Annotated in this window: 13 protein-coding genes; 10 read left to right on the plus strand and 3 right to left on the minus strand. The window is 64.6% G+C overall.

Going from position 1 to position 14,762, the window contains the following annotated elements; translation table 11 throughout:
* The first annotated feature begins 2 nt into the window (after positions 1-2).
* The 3 genes from nusA to infB all read left to right on the plus strand — a co-directional run bounded on the left by nusA (position 3) and on the right by infB (position 5,084).
* Positions 3-1,613, plus strand: coding sequence for a transcription termination factor NusA (gene nusA, locus XH90_RS00225; RefSeq protein WP_194478656.1), 1,611 nt, complete (start codon positions 3-5; stop codon positions 1,611-1,613).
* Between the two features lie 23 nt (positions 1,614-1,636).
* Complete coding sequence (locus tag XH90_RS00230) at positions 1,637-2,320, plus strand: RNA-binding protein (protein WP_194478657.1); 684 nt, start codon at positions 1,637-1,639, stop codon at positions 2,318-2,320.
* 70 nt (positions 2,321-2,390) lie between these two features.
* Positions 2,391-5,084 (plus strand): translation initiation factor IF-2, encoded by a 2,694-nt coding sequence (gene infB / locus XH90_RS00235; RefSeq protein ID WP_194478658.1) that lies wholly within the window; start codon positions 2,391-2,393, stop codon positions 5,082-5,084.
* Between the two features lie 9 nt (positions 5,085-5,093).
* Here the strand turns inward: infB and XH90_RS38790 are convergent, their stop codons facing one another.
* Positions 5,094-5,378, minus strand: a complete 285-nt coding sequence (locus tag XH90_RS38790; RefSeq protein WP_246755920.1) for a hypothetical protein — start codon at positions 5,376-5,378, stop codon at positions 5,094-5,096.
* Between XH90_RS38790 and rbfA the strand changes: the two genes are divergently transcribed.
* The 4 genes from rbfA to pnp all read left to right on the plus strand — a co-directional run bounded on the left by rbfA (position 5,295) and on the right by pnp (position 9,611).
* Complete coding sequence (gene rbfA, locus XH90_RS00240; RefSeq protein WP_246755914.1) at positions 5,295-5,684, plus strand: 30S ribosome-binding factor RbfA; 390 nt, start codon at positions 5,295-5,297, stop codon at positions 5,682-5,684. The genes XH90_RS38790 and rbfA overlap by 84 nt on opposite strands.
* Positions 5,681-6,799 carry a tRNA pseudouridine(55) synthase TruB gene (gene truB, locus XH90_RS00245; protein ID WP_194478660.1) on the plus strand — a complete coding sequence of 373 codons (1,119 nt, stop codon included), beginning with the start codon at positions 5,681-5,683 and terminating at the stop codon, positions 6,797-6,799. Before rbfA ends, truB begins: the two co-directional genes overlap by 4 nt.
* Positions 6,800-6,801: 2 nt before the next feature.
* Complete coding sequence (gene rpsO, locus XH90_RS00250) at positions 6,802-7,071, plus strand: 30S ribosomal protein S15 (RefSeq protein WP_018644188.1); 270 nt, start codon at positions 6,802-6,804, stop codon at positions 7,069-7,071.
* 377 nt (positions 7,072-7,448) lie between these two features.
* On the plus strand, positions 7,449-9,611 hold the full coding sequence (gene pnp / locus XH90_RS00255; protein WP_194478661.1) for a polyribonucleotide nucleotidyltransferase: 2,163 nt from the start codon (positions 7,449-7,451) through the stop codon (positions 9,609-9,611).
* Positions 9,612-9,686: 75 nt separating this feature from the next.
* Here pnp and katG read toward each other — a convergent pair whose 3' ends face one another.
* Complete coding sequence (gene katG, locus XH90_RS00260; RefSeq protein ID WP_194478662.1) at positions 9,687-11,852, minus strand: catalase/peroxidase HPI; 2,166 nt, start codon at positions 11,850-11,852, stop codon at positions 9,687-9,689.
* 113 nt (positions 11,853-11,965) lie between these two features.
* On the opposite strand from katG, the gene XH90_RS00265 reads away from it, so the two are divergent.
* The 3 genes from XH90_RS00265 to XH90_RS00275 are packed head-to-tail and all read left to right on the plus strand — an operon-like array spanning position 11,966 to position 13,959.
* Positions 11,966-12,892, plus strand: coding sequence for a hydrogen peroxide-inducible genes activator (locus XH90_RS00265; protein ID WP_194478663.1), 927 nt, complete (start codon positions 11,966-11,968; stop codon positions 12,890-12,892).
* Positions 12,893-12,901: 9 nt separating this feature from the next.
* Positions 12,902-13,366: a GNAT family N-acetyltransferase gene (locus tag XH90_RS00270; protein ID WP_194478664.1), complete on the plus strand. Its 465-nt coding sequence runs from the start codon at positions 12,902-12,904 to the stop codon at positions 13,364-13,366.
* Positions 13,363-13,959, plus strand: coding sequence for a glutathione S-transferase family protein (locus tag XH90_RS00275; RefSeq protein WP_194478665.1), 597 nt, complete (start codon positions 13,363-13,365; stop codon positions 13,957-13,959). The genes XH90_RS00270 and XH90_RS00275 overlap by 4 nt, the downstream gene beginning before the upstream one ends.
* Here the strand turns inward: XH90_RS00275 and fabI are convergent.
* Positions 13,956-14,756: an enoyl-ACP reductase FabI gene (gene fabI, locus XH90_RS00280; RefSeq protein ID WP_194478666.1), complete on the minus strand. Its 801-nt coding sequence runs from the start codon at positions 14,754-14,756 to the stop codon at positions 13,956-13,958. The genes XH90_RS00275 and fabI overlap by 4 nt on opposite strands.
* Positions 14,757-14,762 lie beyond the last annotated feature (6 nt).

A 14,762-nucleotide genomic window follows, 5' to 3' on the forward strand; every position in this document is an offset into this window, starting at 1 on the left:
CCATGGCAGTCAGCGCCAATCGACTTGAATTGCTCCAGATCGCCGACGCCGTCGCGCGCGAGAAATCGATCGACCGCGGCATCGTCATTGCGGCGATGGAAGATGCCATCGCCAAGGCGGCGCGGGCCCGCTACGGCAGCGAGACCGACGTTCACGCCGAGATCGACCCGAAGAAGGGCGAGCTCCGGCTGTCGCGCCACATGCTGGTGGTCGACAAGGTCGAAAACCATTCCAACCAGATCTCGCTGATCGACGCGCAGCGCGCCAATCCGGGCGCCCAGGTCGGCGACACCATCGCAGACACCCTGCCGCCGCTCGAATACGGCCGCATCGCCGCGCAGTCGGCCAAGCAGGTGATCGTGCAGAAGGTGCGCGAGGCCGAGCGTGATCGGCAATACCAGGAATTCAAGGACCGCATCGGCGACATCGTCAACGGCGTCGTCAAGCGCGTCGAATATGGCAGCGTGATCGTCGACCTCGGCCGCGGTGAAGCCATCATCCGCCGCGACGAGATGCTGCCGCGCGAAGTGTTCCGCAACGGCGACCGCGTCCGCGCCTACATCTTCGACGTCCGCCGCGAGACCCGCGGCCCGCAGATCTTCCTCTCCCGCACCCACCCGCAGTTCATGGCGAAGCTGTTCGCGCAGGAAGTGCCCGAGATCTACGACGGCATCGTCGAGATCAAGGCGGTCGCCCGCGATCCGGGCTCGCGCGCGAAAATCGGCGTGATTTCCCGCGATTCCTCGGTCGATCCGGTCGGCGCCTGCGTCGGTATGCGCGGCTCGCGCGTTCAGGCGGTGGTGAACGAATTGCAGGGCGAGAAGATCGACATCATTCCGTGGTCGCCCGACATCGCGACCTTCGTGGTCAACGCGCTGGCGCCGGCGGAAGTCTCCAAGGTCGTCATCGATGAAGACCGCGAGCGTATCGAGGTCGTGGTCCCCGACACCAACAACCAGCTCTCGCTGGCGATCGGCCGCCGCGGCCAGAACGTTCGCCTCGCCTCGCAGCTCACCGGCTGGGACATCGACATCCTGACCGAGCAGGAGGAGTCGGAGCGGCGCCAGGCCGACTTCGAGAACTCCACCCGCGTCTTCATGGAATCGCTCAATGTCGACGAGGTGGTCGGCCAGCTGCTCGCCTCCGAAGGCTTCACCTCCGTCGAGGAACTCGCGATGGTGGACCTCAAGGAGCTCGCCAGCATCGAAGGTTTCGACGAGGAGACCGCGCAGGAGCTGCAGAGCCGCGCCCGGGAATATCTCGATCAGCAGGAGGCCGAGATCGAGGCCCGCCGCAAGGAATTGGGCGTCGAGGACGCCGTGAAGGACGTGCCCGGCGTGACCTCGAAGATGCTGGTGAAGTTCGGCGAGAACGACATCAAGACGGTCGAGGACCTCGCCGGTTGCGCCACCGACGATCTGGTCGGCTGGACCGAGCGCAAGGAAGGCGGCGAGCAGACCAAGTTCGCCGGAGCGCTCGACGGCCTCGGCATCTCCCGCGACGACGCGGAAGCCATGATCATGCAGGCCCGCGTCAAGGCCGGCTGGATCACCGAGGCTGACCTCGCCAAGCCGGCCGAAGAGGCTGACGCGGCCGAAGATCAGCCGGCTTAAGGGCGACGGAGGATGTCGCCCGGATGCTTGCCAGCGCTGACAGCGAACTTGACCATGGACCGCGGGCCGAAAGGTCCGCGACCATGCGCATGTGCGCGGTCAGCCGCGAGGTCCGGCCGATCGACGAACTGATCCGCTTCGTCGTATCGCCCCAAGGCGATATAGTTCCGGATCTCAAACGTAAGCTGCCCGGACGGGGCATGTGGGTCACGGCGTCGCGACAGGTGGTTGCGGAAGCCGTCCGCCGTCACCAATTTACCAAGGCTTTCAAGCGCGACCTGCGCATCCCCCAGACGCTTCCCGCCGACATCGAGGCGCTCCTGGTCCGGAGCGTGACCGAAGCTCTTGGGATTGCCGCCAAGGCGGGCCAGATCGTTGCCGGATTCGGCAAGGTCGAAACCGCCCTGCGGGAAGGTACGGTCGAGGTCCTGATCCACGCCAGCGACGGGGCCGCGGACGGAATCCGCAAATTGGACATGCTGGCGCGGCAAAATGCCGGAAATCGCGGTACCAGGCCGCAGATTCCGGTCGTCACCGCGCTGAAATCGATAGAATTGGATTTGGCACTTACCCGGTCAAATGTGATACATGCTGCCCTGCTCGCGGGCCCGGCGAGCAAGTCATTCCTGTCACGTAGCCAGATGCTGGTCCGATACCGGATGGCGGACGATGACAAGACTGCCGAAAAACCCGGCCAGGATTTCTGAGAGACAACGACGACCCGATAGGACGGTGCGGCAACGCACAACACTGATAAATCAGGATTAGGACTGCTGAATGGTTGATACCAAGACCCCTGACGACAAGAAGCTGAGCGTTCCGAGCAAGACGCTATCGCTCAAGCCGCGCGTCGAAACGGGAACTGTGCGCCAGAGCTTCAGCCATGGCCGCAGCAAGCAGGTCGTGGTCGAGAAGCGCGGCAAGCGCCGCATCGACGGCAGCCCTGAGCCGCAGTCGCCCACGATCGTCGCGAAGCCGGCCCCGGCCGCACCCGCGCCCACCCCGTCGCGCCCCGCGGCGCCGCCGCGCAACGCCGGCTCCGGCGTCGTGCTGCGCACGTTGACCGAGGACGAACGTTCCGCGCGCGCCAGCGCGCTCGCCGACGCCAAGGTTCGGGAAGTCGAAGAGCGCCGCCAGGCCGAGGAAGAGGCCCAGCGCCGCGCCGTTCGCGAGGCCGCCGAGCGCGCCGAACGCGAGGCTGCCGAATCCCGCCGCAAGGCCGAGGAAGAGCGTCATCGTCACGAGGAAGAAGCCAAGCGCAAGGCCGAAACCGAAGCCAAGAAGCGGTTTGGCGAAGGCGAGCAGCCGGCCTCCGGCGCGCGTCCCGCCGCAGCAGCCTCAGCCCCGGCGACCAGTGCTCCGCGTCCCGCCCCGACCGCCACGCGACCGGGAGCAACGACCACCGCGCGCCCGGCGACCACCACCACATCGCGACCGGGAGGCCCCCTGGGTCGCGCGCCCGCCGTCGCCGCCGGCCCCGACGAGGACGATGGTCCGCGCCAGATCCGTCGTGGCCCCGGCGGCGCCGCCCGTCCCGTGGTCGCGCCCAAGCCCACTCACAAGCCCGGCCCGCAGAAGGAACGCGGCCGCCTGACGGTCGTGACCGCGCTCAATGCCGACGAAGTCCGCGAGCGTTCGATCGCCTCGTTCCGCCGCCGCACCCAGCGCCTGAAGGGCCATGCCGCGAACGAGCCGAAGGAAAAGCTCATTCGCGAAGTGGTCATTCCGGAAGCGATCACCATCCAGGAACTCGCCAACCGCATGGCCGAGCGCGCGGTCGACGTCATCCGCATGCTGATGAAGCAGGGCGCGATGCACAAGATCACCGATGTGATCGACGCCGACACCGCTCAGCTCATCGCCGAGGAACTCGGCCACACCGTCAAGCGCGTCGCCGCGTCGGACGTTGAAGAAGGCCTGTTCGACCAGGTCGACGATTCCACCGACACCGAGACGCGCTCTCCTGTCGTCACCGTTATGGGCCACGTCGACCACGGCAAGACCTCGCTGCTCGACGCGCTCCGCCATGCCAACGTGGTGTCAGGCGAAGCCGGCGGCATCACCCAGCATATCGGCGCCTATCAGGTCGTCTCGCCCGAGAGCGGCAAGAAGATCACCTTCATCGACACGCCCGGTCACGCCGCGTTCACCGCGATGCGCGCCCGCGGCGCCAAGGTCACCGACATCGTCGTGCTGGTGGTCGCGGCCGATGACGGCGTCATGCCGCAGACGATCGAAGCCATCAATCACGCCAAGGCGGCACGCGTGCCGATCATTGTTGCCATCAACAAGATCGACAAGCCCGATGCCAAGCCCGAGCGCGTCCGCACCGAACTGCTCCAGCACGAGGTTCAGGTCGAATCCTTCGGCGGCGACGTCGTCGACGTCGAAGTGTCCGCCAAGAACAAGACCAATCTCGACAAGCTGCTCGAGATGATCGCGCTCCAGGCCGAAATCCTCGACCTCAAGACCAATTCGGAGCGTCCGGCCGAAGGCACCGTGATCGAAGCCAAGCTCGATCGCGGCCGCGGTCCGGTTGCGACCGTGCTGGTCCAGCGCGGCACGCTTCGCGTCGGCGACATCATCGTCGCCGGTGCCGAAATGGGCCGCGTTCGCGCGCTGATCTCCGATCAGGGCGAGACGGTGCAGGAAGCCGGCCCCTCGGTGCCGGTCGAAGTGCTCGGCTTCAACGGTCCGCCGGAGGCCGGCGATCGCCTCGCGGTGGTCGAGAACGAAGCCCGCGCCCGCCAGGTCACCAGCTACCGCGCGCACCAGAAGCGCGAGAACGCGGCTGCCTCGATCTCCGGCATGCGCGGCTCGCTCGAGCAGATGATGTCGCAGTTGAAGACGGCGGGCCGCAAGGAATTCCCGCTGATCGTCAAGGCCGACGTGCAGGGCTCGCTGGAAGCGATCCTCGGCTCGCTGGAGAAGCTCGGCACCGACGAAGTCGCAGCCCGCATCCTGCATGCCGGCGTCGGCGGAATCTCGGAATCCGACGTCACGCTCGCGGAAGGCTTCAACGCCGCGATCATCGGCTTCTCGGTTCGCGCGAACAAGGAGGCCGCTGCGGCCGCCAAGCGCAACGGCATCGAGATCCGCTACTACAACATCATCTACGACCTCGTGGACGACGTGAAGAAGGCGATGAGCGGCCTGCTCGCGCCGACCTTGCGCGAAACCATGCTGGGCAACGCCGAGATCCTGGAGATCTTCAACATCTCCAAGGTCGGCAAGGTTGCCGGCTGCCGCGTCACCGACGGCACCGTGGAACGCGGCGCCAATGTGCGCCTGATCCGCGACAACGTCGTCGTGCACGAAGGCAAGCTGTCGACGCTGAAGCGCTTCAAGGACGAAGTGAAGGAAGTCCAGTCCGGTCAGGAATGCGGCATGGCCTTCGAGAACTACCACGACATGCGTGCCGGTGACGTGATCGAGTGTTACCGCGTGGAGACGATCCAGCGCTCCCTGTAAGTCCAAATCTTACCGAAGCGCCCGGATCTTTTTGAACTGAAATTGAGGAAGTGCGATGGCCGGAGTTTTTCCGGCCATCAGCGCCTCATTCGTTTCAACAGGACAAACGACAATGCTCGTGTCCCAAACGCGGGCACGACGAGGTGATTTCCGACCATGCCGCGCCATCATCAGAAAAAGAGTTCCGCGCCCGGCGGCTCGCAGCGACAGCTGCGAGTCGGCGAGCAGGTTCGCCACGCGATAGCCGATATTCTGGCGCAAGGCAGCGTACATGATGCGGATCTCGAGGGTCACATCATCACCGTGCCGGAGGTGCGGATGTCGCCCGATTTGAAGCTCGCGACAATCTACGTGATGCCGCTCGGTGGCCGCGACACCGAGCTCGTCATCGCTGCGCTCGATCGCAACAAGAAATTCCTGCGCGGCGAAGTCGCGCGGCGCGTTAACCTGAAATTTGCACCTGACATTCGCTTCCGCGTCGACGAACGATTCGACGAAGCGGAACGGATCGAGAAGCTTTTGCGAACACCTGCGGTGCAGAAGGACTTGGACAAGAATCCGGAACAGGATCCGGATACGGATCGGGAAGAAGAACGATGATGATGGACCCGGCTCACGGCACGATCGGCAGCGATGAGGCCGATACGCGCGAGGTGCAAAAGAATAATTTTGCAGATGCCGGCGGCAATGCAGAGCCGCATCAGGAGGCGCGCCGCGTCAACAACGATCCGCGCGCGAACAAGCAGAAGGGCAATCAGGTGCGCCGCGACCGGCGCGACGTGCACGGCTGGGTCGTGCTCGACAAGCCCATCGGAATGACCTCGACGCAGGCCGTTGCCGTGCTCAAGCGCCTGTTCAACGCCAAGCGCGCGGGCCATGCCGGCACGCTCGACCCGCTCGCCTCGGGCGGCCTGCCGATCGCGCTCGGCGAGGCCACCAAAACGGTTCCCTTCGTCATGGACGGCCGCAAGCGCTATCGCTTCACCGTGTGCTGGGGCGAGGAGCGCGACACCGACGACATCGAGGGCCAGGTCACAGCGACCTCGGACCAGCGTCCGACCCGGGAGGCCATCGAAGCCCTGCTGCCCCGTTTCACCGGGGTGATCGAGCAGGTTCCGCCGCGCTATTCGGCGATCAAGGTTCAGGGCGAGCGGGCCTATGACCTCGCCCGCGATGGCGAAGTCGTGGAACTGGCCGCCCGGCCGGTCGAGATTCATCATTTAACCCTTGTGGATCAACCGGATAACGACCGCGCCGTATTCGAGGCCGAGTGCGGCAAGGGGACTTATGTCCGGGCGCTCGCCCGCGATATGGGCCGGATTCTGGGTACTTACGGCCATATCTGCGCGCTGCGGCGGACCCTGGTCGGCCCATTCAGCGAAAATAACATGATTCCGCTGGATCAGTTGGAGGCTTTGTGCGATAGAGCCGCGTCCGGCGAGGGAAGCCTCGCCGACGCGCTGATGCCCGTTGAGACCGCGCTGGACGACATCCCGGCACTGGCCGTCACTCGGGCTGATGCGGCAAGGCTCCATCGGGGCCAGGCCGTTTTGTTGCGCGGACGGGATGCGCCCACAAGTAGCGGCACAGTCTATGTCACGGTGGCAGGCCGTCTTTTGGCGCTTGCCGAAGTTGGCAATGGCGAAATCATCCCCAAGCGTGTGTTCAACCTGACCGGCTTGACTGCCTCAACCGGTCGCAACGAGAGAAATTGACGATGTCGATTGCCGCAGAACGCAAAGCGGAAGTCATCAAGACGAATGCCACCAAGGCCGGTGATACCGGCTCGCCCGAGGTTCAGGTCGCGATCCTGTCGGAACGCATCAACAACCTGACCAACCACTTCAAGACCCACGTGAAGGACAACCATTCGCGTCGTGGGCTCCTGAAGCTGGTCTCGACCCGCCGCTCGCTCCTCGACTACCTGAAGAAGCGGGACGAGGCGCGGTACAAGGCGCTGCTCGAGAAGCACAACATTCGTCGTTAAGAGTTCTTGCGCGCGCCACCGGCGCGCGTTTTTGCGCGTGGTTTCGAGCGAAAGCGTTTGTTTCAAGGTTTTTGATCGAGGCTCACGCGTACGTCCGGTGCGGGCCCATGAGGCTCCGCATCCGGAGCACGATCAGCGAAGACCGCGGTTCGGTGTTCGCGTTCGTGCCGACTGACAGTCCAGCAGCAATCCGGCGGCTGGGCGCAACGGGCAAGGTGCCCGTATGACCCGAAAGGATGGACGCCATCCGACATCCAAAAACCATGGCAGGATCGCAGGACGCTGATCGCCCGCTCCGGTCAGCGTCCTGCAATCTTGACATGGTTTTTGTTTTTCGAGCCGTCCCTTCTTTCGAGAACCCATGAAAGAAGACCTCTATGTTCAATAAGCATTCAGTCGAGATCGACTGGGGCGGACGCCCTCTCAAGCTCGAAACCGGCAAGATCGCACGCCAGGCCGACGGCGCCGTCATCGCCACCTATGGCGAGACGGTGGTGCTCGCCACCGTCGTCGCGGCGAAGGCGCCGCGTGAAGGCGTCGACTTCCTGCCGCTGACCGTCGACTACCAGGAAAAGACCTACGCAGCTGGCCGCATTCCCGGCGGCTATTTCAAGCGCGAGGGCCGTCCGACCGAGAAGGAGACGCTGGTCTCCCGCCTGATCGACCGTCCGATCCGTCCGCTGTTCGTCGACGGCTGGCGCAACGAAACCCAGGTGATCGCCACCGTGCTGTCGCACGACATGGAGAACGATCCCGACATCGTCGCGCTGGTGGCCTCCTCGGCCGCGCTGACGCTGTCCGGCGCACCGTTCAAGGGCCCGATCGGCGCCGCCCGCGTCGGCTTCGCCAACGACGAGTTCATCCTCAACCCGACGCTCGACGAGATGGTCGACACCCAGCTCGACCTCGTCGTCGCCGGCACCGCCGACGCCGTGCTGATGGTGGAATCGGAAGCCAAGGAGCTGAACGAAGACATCATGCTCGGCGCCGTGATGTTCGGTCACCGCCACTTCCAGCCGGTCATCAAGGCGATCATCGAGCTCGCCGAGAAGGCCGCCAAGGAGCCGCGCGAAGTCACTACAATCGACAACGCCGCGCTCGAGAAGGAAATGCTCGGCCTCGTCGAGCAGGAGCTGCGCGCCGCCTACGCGATTCCGGTCAAGCAGGATCGCTACGCCGCGGTCGGCAAGGTCAAGGAAAAGGTGATCGCGCACTACTTCCCCGAAGGGCAGGAGCCGAAATACGACAAGCTGCGCATCAGCGCCGTGTTCAAGGAGCTCGAGGCGAAGATCGTTCGCTGGAACATCCTCGACACCGGCAAGCGCATCGACGGCCGTGACTCCAAGACTGTGCGCAACATCATCGCCGAAGTCGGCGTGCTGCCCCGCGCCCACGGCTCGGCGCTGTTCACCCGCGGCGAGACGCAGGGCCTGGTCGTCACCACGCTCGGCACCGGCGAGGACGAGCAGTACATCGACGCGCTGTCGGGAACGTACAAAGAGACGTTCCTGCTGCACTACAACTTCCCTCCCTACTCGGTCGGTGAGACCGGCCGCCTCGGCGGCACCAAGCGTCGCGAGATCGGCCACGGCAAGCTCGCCTGGCGCGCGATCCACCCGGTGCTGCCGCCGCATCACGAGTTCCCCTACACGATCCGCGTGGTCTCGGAGATCACCGAATCCAACGGCTCCTCGTCGATGGCCTCGGTCTGCGGCGCTTCGCTCGCTCTGATGGACGCCGGCGTGCCGTTGAAGCGGCCGACGGCGGGCATCGCGATGGGCCTGATCCTCGAAGACAAGCGCTTCGCGGTTCTCTCGGACATCCTCGGTGACGAGGACCATCTCGGCGACATGGACTTCAAGGTCGCCGGCACCGAAGCGGGCATCACCTCGCTCCAGATGGACATCAAGATCGAGGGCATCACCGAGGAGATCATGAAGGTCGCCCTCGGCCAGGCCAAGGAAGGCCGCATCCACATCCTCGGCGAGATGGCGAAGGCGCTCACCAATGCTCGCGCCGAGCTCGGCGAATACGCGCCGCGCATCGAGACCTTCAAGATCGCGACCGACAAGATCCGCGAAGTGATCGGCACCGGCGGCAAGGTGATCCGCGAGATCGTCGAGAAGACCGGCGCCAAGGTCAACATCGAGGACGACGGCACCGTCAAGGTCGCCTCCTCCGATGGCGAGGCGATGAAGGCCGCGATCAAGTGGATCAAGTCGATCGCGTCCGATCCGGAAGTCGGCCAGATCTATGACGGCACCGTCGTCAAGGTGATGGAGTTCGGCGCTTTCGTGAACTTCTTCGGTTCGAAGGACGGCCTCGTTCACATCAGCCAGCTCGCTTCGGCGCGCGTGCAGAAGACCTCCGACGTCGTCAAGGAAGGCGACAAGGTCAAGGTCAAGCTGCTCGGCTTCGACGATCGCGGCAAGACCCGCCTGTCGATGAAGGTCGTCGACCAGACCACCGGCGAGGACCTCGAAGGCAAGGACAAGGGCGGCGAGGGCGAGAAGGCCCCGCGCGAAGCGGCCGGCGAGTAGTCGCTCCGCATATCAAAAACACGAAGGGCGGCCTTTCGGCCGCCCTTTTTGTTTGCCGCTCGCTGTGCGCTGGGATCAGGCCGCGAGGTCGAACCGGTCGAGGTTCATCACCTTGGTCCAGGCCTTGGCGAAGTCCTGCACGAACTGCTGCTTCGAGTCCGACGTCGCATAGACCTCGGCATAGGCGCGGAGCTGCGAGTGCGAACCGAAGATGAGATCGGCGCGCGTGCCGGTCCACTTCACCGCATTGGTCTTGCGGTCGCGACCCTCGTAGGAGCCGTCGGCAGCCGGGGACCACTGCGTGCTCATGTCGAGCAGGTTGACGAAGTAGTCGTTGGAGAGCGTGCCCACCTTCGAGGTGAGTACGCCCGCCTTTGACCCGTTCGCGTTGGCGCCGAGCACGCGCAGACCGCCGACGAGCGCCGTGAGTTCGGGACCCGTGAGCTTCAGAAGCTGCGCGCGATCGATGAGCGCTTCTTCCTGCTGCAGGAACTGGTGCTTCTTGCCGACGTAGTTGCGGAAGCCATCGGCCCGCGGCTCGAGCGGCGCGAAGGAGGCAGCGTCAGTCTGCTCCTGCGAAGCATCCATGCGGCCCGGCGTGAAGCCGACCTTGACGTCGACGCCGGCATCCTTGGCGGCCTTCTCGACCGCGGCCGAACCGCCGAGGACGATGAGGTCGGCGATCGAGACCTTCTTGGCGCCTGACGACGCGTTGAAGTCCTTCTGGATCGCTTCGAGCTTGCCAAGCACCTTCGAGAGCTGGGCAGGCTGGTTCACCTCCCAGTCCTTCTGGGGAGCAAGACGGATGCGCGCACCGTTGGCTCCGCCGCGCTTGTCCGAGCCGCGGAACGTCGAGGCCGAGGCCCAGGCGGTCGAGACCAGCTCGGACACCGACAGGCCCGAAGCCAGGATCTTGGTCTTCAGCGCAGCAATGTCCTGATCGCTGACCAGCTCGTGGTTCACGGCCGGGATCGGATCCTGCCAGATCAGCGTCTCCTTCGGCACCAGCGGGCCGAGGTAGCGCTGGATCGGACCCATGTCGCGATGGGTCAGCTTGAACCAGGCGCGGGCGAACGCGTCCGCGAACTGATCGGGGTGTTCGAGGAAGCGGCGCGAGATCTTCTCATAGGCCGGATCGAAGCGCAGCGAGAGGTCGGTGGTCAGCATCGTGGGCCGATGCTTCTTCGACTTGTCGAACGGATCCGGAATGATGGCGTCGGCACCCTTGGCCGTCCACTGGTTCGCACCTCCCGGGCTCTTCGTCAGCTCCCATTCGTACTTGAACAGGTTCTCGAAGAAGTTGTTGCTCCACTTCGTCGGCGTCGTTGTCCAGGTCACTTCGAGGCCGCTGGTGATGGAATCACCGGCGAGGCCCGACGCATGCTTGCTCTTCCAGCCGAGACCCTGGTCTTCCAGCGCGCCCGCTTCCGGCTCGGGACCGACCAGCGACGGATCGCCGGCACCGTGGGTCTTGCCGAAGGTGTGGCCGCCGGCGATCAGCGCGACGGTCTCTTCGTCGTTCATCGCCATGCGGAAGAAGGTCTCGCGGATGTCCTTCGCCGCGGCAATCGGATCCGGCTTGCCGTTCGGGCCTTCCGGGTTGACGTAGATGAGGCCCATCTGCACGGCGCCGAGCGGCTCGGCGAGCTGGCGTTCGCCGCTGTAGCGCTCGTCGCCGAGCCAGGTGCCTTCGGGACCCCAATAGAGCTCTTCCGGCTCCCAGACGTCGGCGCGACCGCCGGCGAAGCCGAAGGTCTTGAAGCCCATCGACTCCAGCGCGACGTTGCCGGCGAGCACCATCAGGTCGGCCCAGGAAATCTTGCGACCGTATTTCTGCTTGATCGGCCAGAGCAGACGGCGCGCCTTGTCGAGGTTGGCGTTATCGGGCCAGCTGTTGAGCGGAGCGAAACGCTGCTGACCGGCACCGGCGCCGCCGCGGCCGTCGGTGATGCGATAGGTGCCCGCGCTGTGCCAGGCCATGCGGATCATGAGGCCGCCATAGTGACCGAAGTCGGCGGGCCACCATTCCTGCGAATCCGTCATCAGGGCGGTGAGGTCCTTGACGACTGCGTTCAGGTCGAGCGTCTTGAATTCCTTGGCGTAGTCGAAGTCCTTGCCCATCGGATCGGACAGGCCGGAGTTCTTGTGCAGCATCTCGATGCTGAGGTTGGTGGGCCACCAGTCGCGGTTCGCTGGCACGCGTTTGCCGCCCGAAAACGGGCACTTCGAAGTGTCGTCCATGAATACCTCCTCTGGTGGCGTCGCACTGCGCCATTGACCAGGTAGAACCACTCTAAGCGTCGCGTTCGATCAGGGGAAGTTGACTTTAATGATCGCTGCGATAGGTTTTTCTGATGATCAATCTGACGCTGCGCCAGCTGCGATATTTTGACGCGCTGGCGCGTCATGGTCATTTCGGCCGCGCCGCGGAAGCCTGTTCCATCTCGCAGCCGGCATTGTCGATGCAGATCAAGGAACTGGAGGAGGCGCTCGGCGGGCTGTTGCTGGAGCGCAGCGCGCGCCAGGTCGCGCTGACCCGGTTCGGCGAGGAACTCGCACAGCGCGTCCGCGAGATCCTGCGCTCGGTCGACGAACTCGGCGACTTCGCCCGCGCCTCGCAGGACCGCTTTGCGGGCCGCTTGCGGATCGGCATGATCCCGACGATCGCGCCCTATCTGCTGCCCAAGATCACCAAGAATCTCACGCGCATGCATCCGGAGCTCGACATCCGCGTGCGCGAGACGATGACGCCGCGGCTGATCCAGGAGCTGGTCGAGGGCCGCCTCGACACCGCCATCGTCGCGCTGCCGGTGTCCGAACCCTCGCTCACCGAGGTCGCCTTGTTCGAAGAGAAATTCCTGCTGGTGCGGCCGGGCACGGATGCGGGCACCCCAGTGCCGTCGCGCGAGATGATGCGCGAGATGCGGCTGTTGCTGCTCGAAGAGGGCCATTGTTTCCGCGACCAGGCGCTGTCGTTCTGCAACATGCAATCGGCGCCGCCGCGCGAGATGCTGGATGCGAATTCGCTCTCGACGCTGGTCCAGATGGTCAGCGCCGGCATTGGCGTCACCCTGATCCCGGAGATGGCGGTGTCGGTGGAGACGCGATCGGCTTCGGTCTCGCTGTCGCGCTTCCGCGACCCGGAGCCGTCGCGTACCATCGGCATGGTCTGGCGCAAGACCAGTCCGCTGGCGCGCCAGCTGCTCCAGATCTCCGAGGTGGTGTGCCTGTCAGCAGGCAAGGCGCGCCCGCGGCAGACCGCGCGCGGCCAGAAAGCTTGAGAGGCCGCGATGGCAGATCCGATCATCCGTCCCGCCCGCACCGATGAATATGACGAGATCGGCCGCGTCTGGATGGAGAGCTGGGTCTCGACCGGGCTTGGCGAGGCCAGCGAATTCCTGCTGGCCAATCTGCGTGCGCGCATCCGGCGCGAGGTCGAGAATGGTTGGAGCCTGTTCGTCGCCGACGACACCGGCACCATCGCCGCGATGCTGGCGCTGCATCTGCCAAACCTCTATCTCGACATGCTGTTCGTCGGGCCTGCCTATCAGGGGCAATCGCTCGGTCGAAAGCTGCTTGCCTTCACGCGCACGCAAATGCCCGACGAGATATACCTGCGCTGCGTCCGCGAGAACGAAAAGGCCTGGCGCTGGTATGAGCGCGAAGGATTCGTGTTCGAGAAGGAAGAGATCGAGCCGTCGAACGGCTTCATGATGAAGTACTACCGGTGGAAGAACAAAGGGAATGCCCCATGATCAAGCTCTATTGGTCGCCTCGCTCGCGTTCGTTCTCGACGTTGTGGCTGATGGAAGAGAGCGGCCTTCCCTATGAGCGCGTGCTCACCGACATTTCGACCGGCGCGCAGAAAGCGCCGGACTATCTGAAGATCAATCCGATGGGCAAGGTACCGGCGCTCAGCGATGGCGATGCCGCGCTCGGCGAAGCCGCTGCGATCTGCGCCTACATCGCCGACCGCTATCCCGAAACGAAGCTGGCGCCTGATGTGACCGACCCGCGCCGCGCGCGCTATCTGCAATGGCTGTTCTTCTCGCCGAGTTGCATCGAGCCGGCGATCATCCAGATCTTCACCAAGATCGAGGTGCCGACCTCGACCGCCGCCTGGGGCAGCGCGACTCAGGTCTTCGACGTGATGGAAGCGGCGCTGGAAAAGGGGCCGTGGATTCTCGGCGAGGAGTTTTCCGCGGCCGACGTCACGATCGGCTCGGGCCTGAATTTCGCGGTGCGCCTGTTCAAGATGGTGCCGTCGCGCCCGGCCTTCGATGCCTATATCGCGCGCTGCATGGCACGGCCGGCGTTCCGGCGCGCAGAGACAATCGCGGCCGGTTAGCTTTCCGCCTTCAAATCGTCCGGCCTCGGCATCAGCACGATGTTGTAGCCGGAATCGACATAATGGATCTCGCCGGTCACGCCGCCCGAAAGTTCGGACAGCAGATACAGTGCCGAGCCGCCGAGCTCGTCGAGCGTGACGCCGCGGCGGAGCGGTGAGTGCTTTTGCATGAAGGCGAACATCGCACGCGCCTCGCCGATGCCGGAGCCGGCGAGCGTTCGGATGGGTCCGGCGGAGATCGCGTTGACGCGAATGCCGCGCGGTCCGAAATCGGAGGCGAGATAGCGCACCGAGGATTCCAGCGCCGCCTTGGCCACGCCCATCACGTTGTAATTCGGCATCGACCGCTCGGAGGCGCCGAAGGTCAGCGTGATCATGCTGCCGCCGTCCGTCATCAGATCGGCCGCGCGCTTTGCAACCTCCGTGAAGGAGAAGCAGGAGATCACCATGGTGCGCGAAAAATTCTCGCGGCTGGTGTCGGCGTAGCGGCCCTTCAGCTCGTTCTTGTCGGCAAATCCGATCGCGTGAATGACGAAATCGAGCTTGCCCCACTTCTCGCGCAAGACGTCGAACGTGGCATCGACGCTGGCGATGTCCTCGACGTCACAAGGCAGTACCAACTCGACACCAAGAGATTCCGCAAGCGGCTTGACGCGCTTGCCGAGCGCTTCGCCCTGGAAGGTGAAGGCAAGCTCGGCGCCATGGGCGTGCAGCGTCTTCGCCATGCCCCAGGCGATCGAATGATCATTGGCGATGCCCATGACCAGACCGCGCTTGCCTTTCATCAAACCTTCCATTGCAGG

Source organism: Bradyrhizobium sp. CCBAU 53338, from assembly GCF_015291665.1.
Classification (GTDB): domain Bacteria; phylum Pseudomonadota; class Alphaproteobacteria; order Rhizobiales; family Xanthobacteraceae; genus Bradyrhizobium.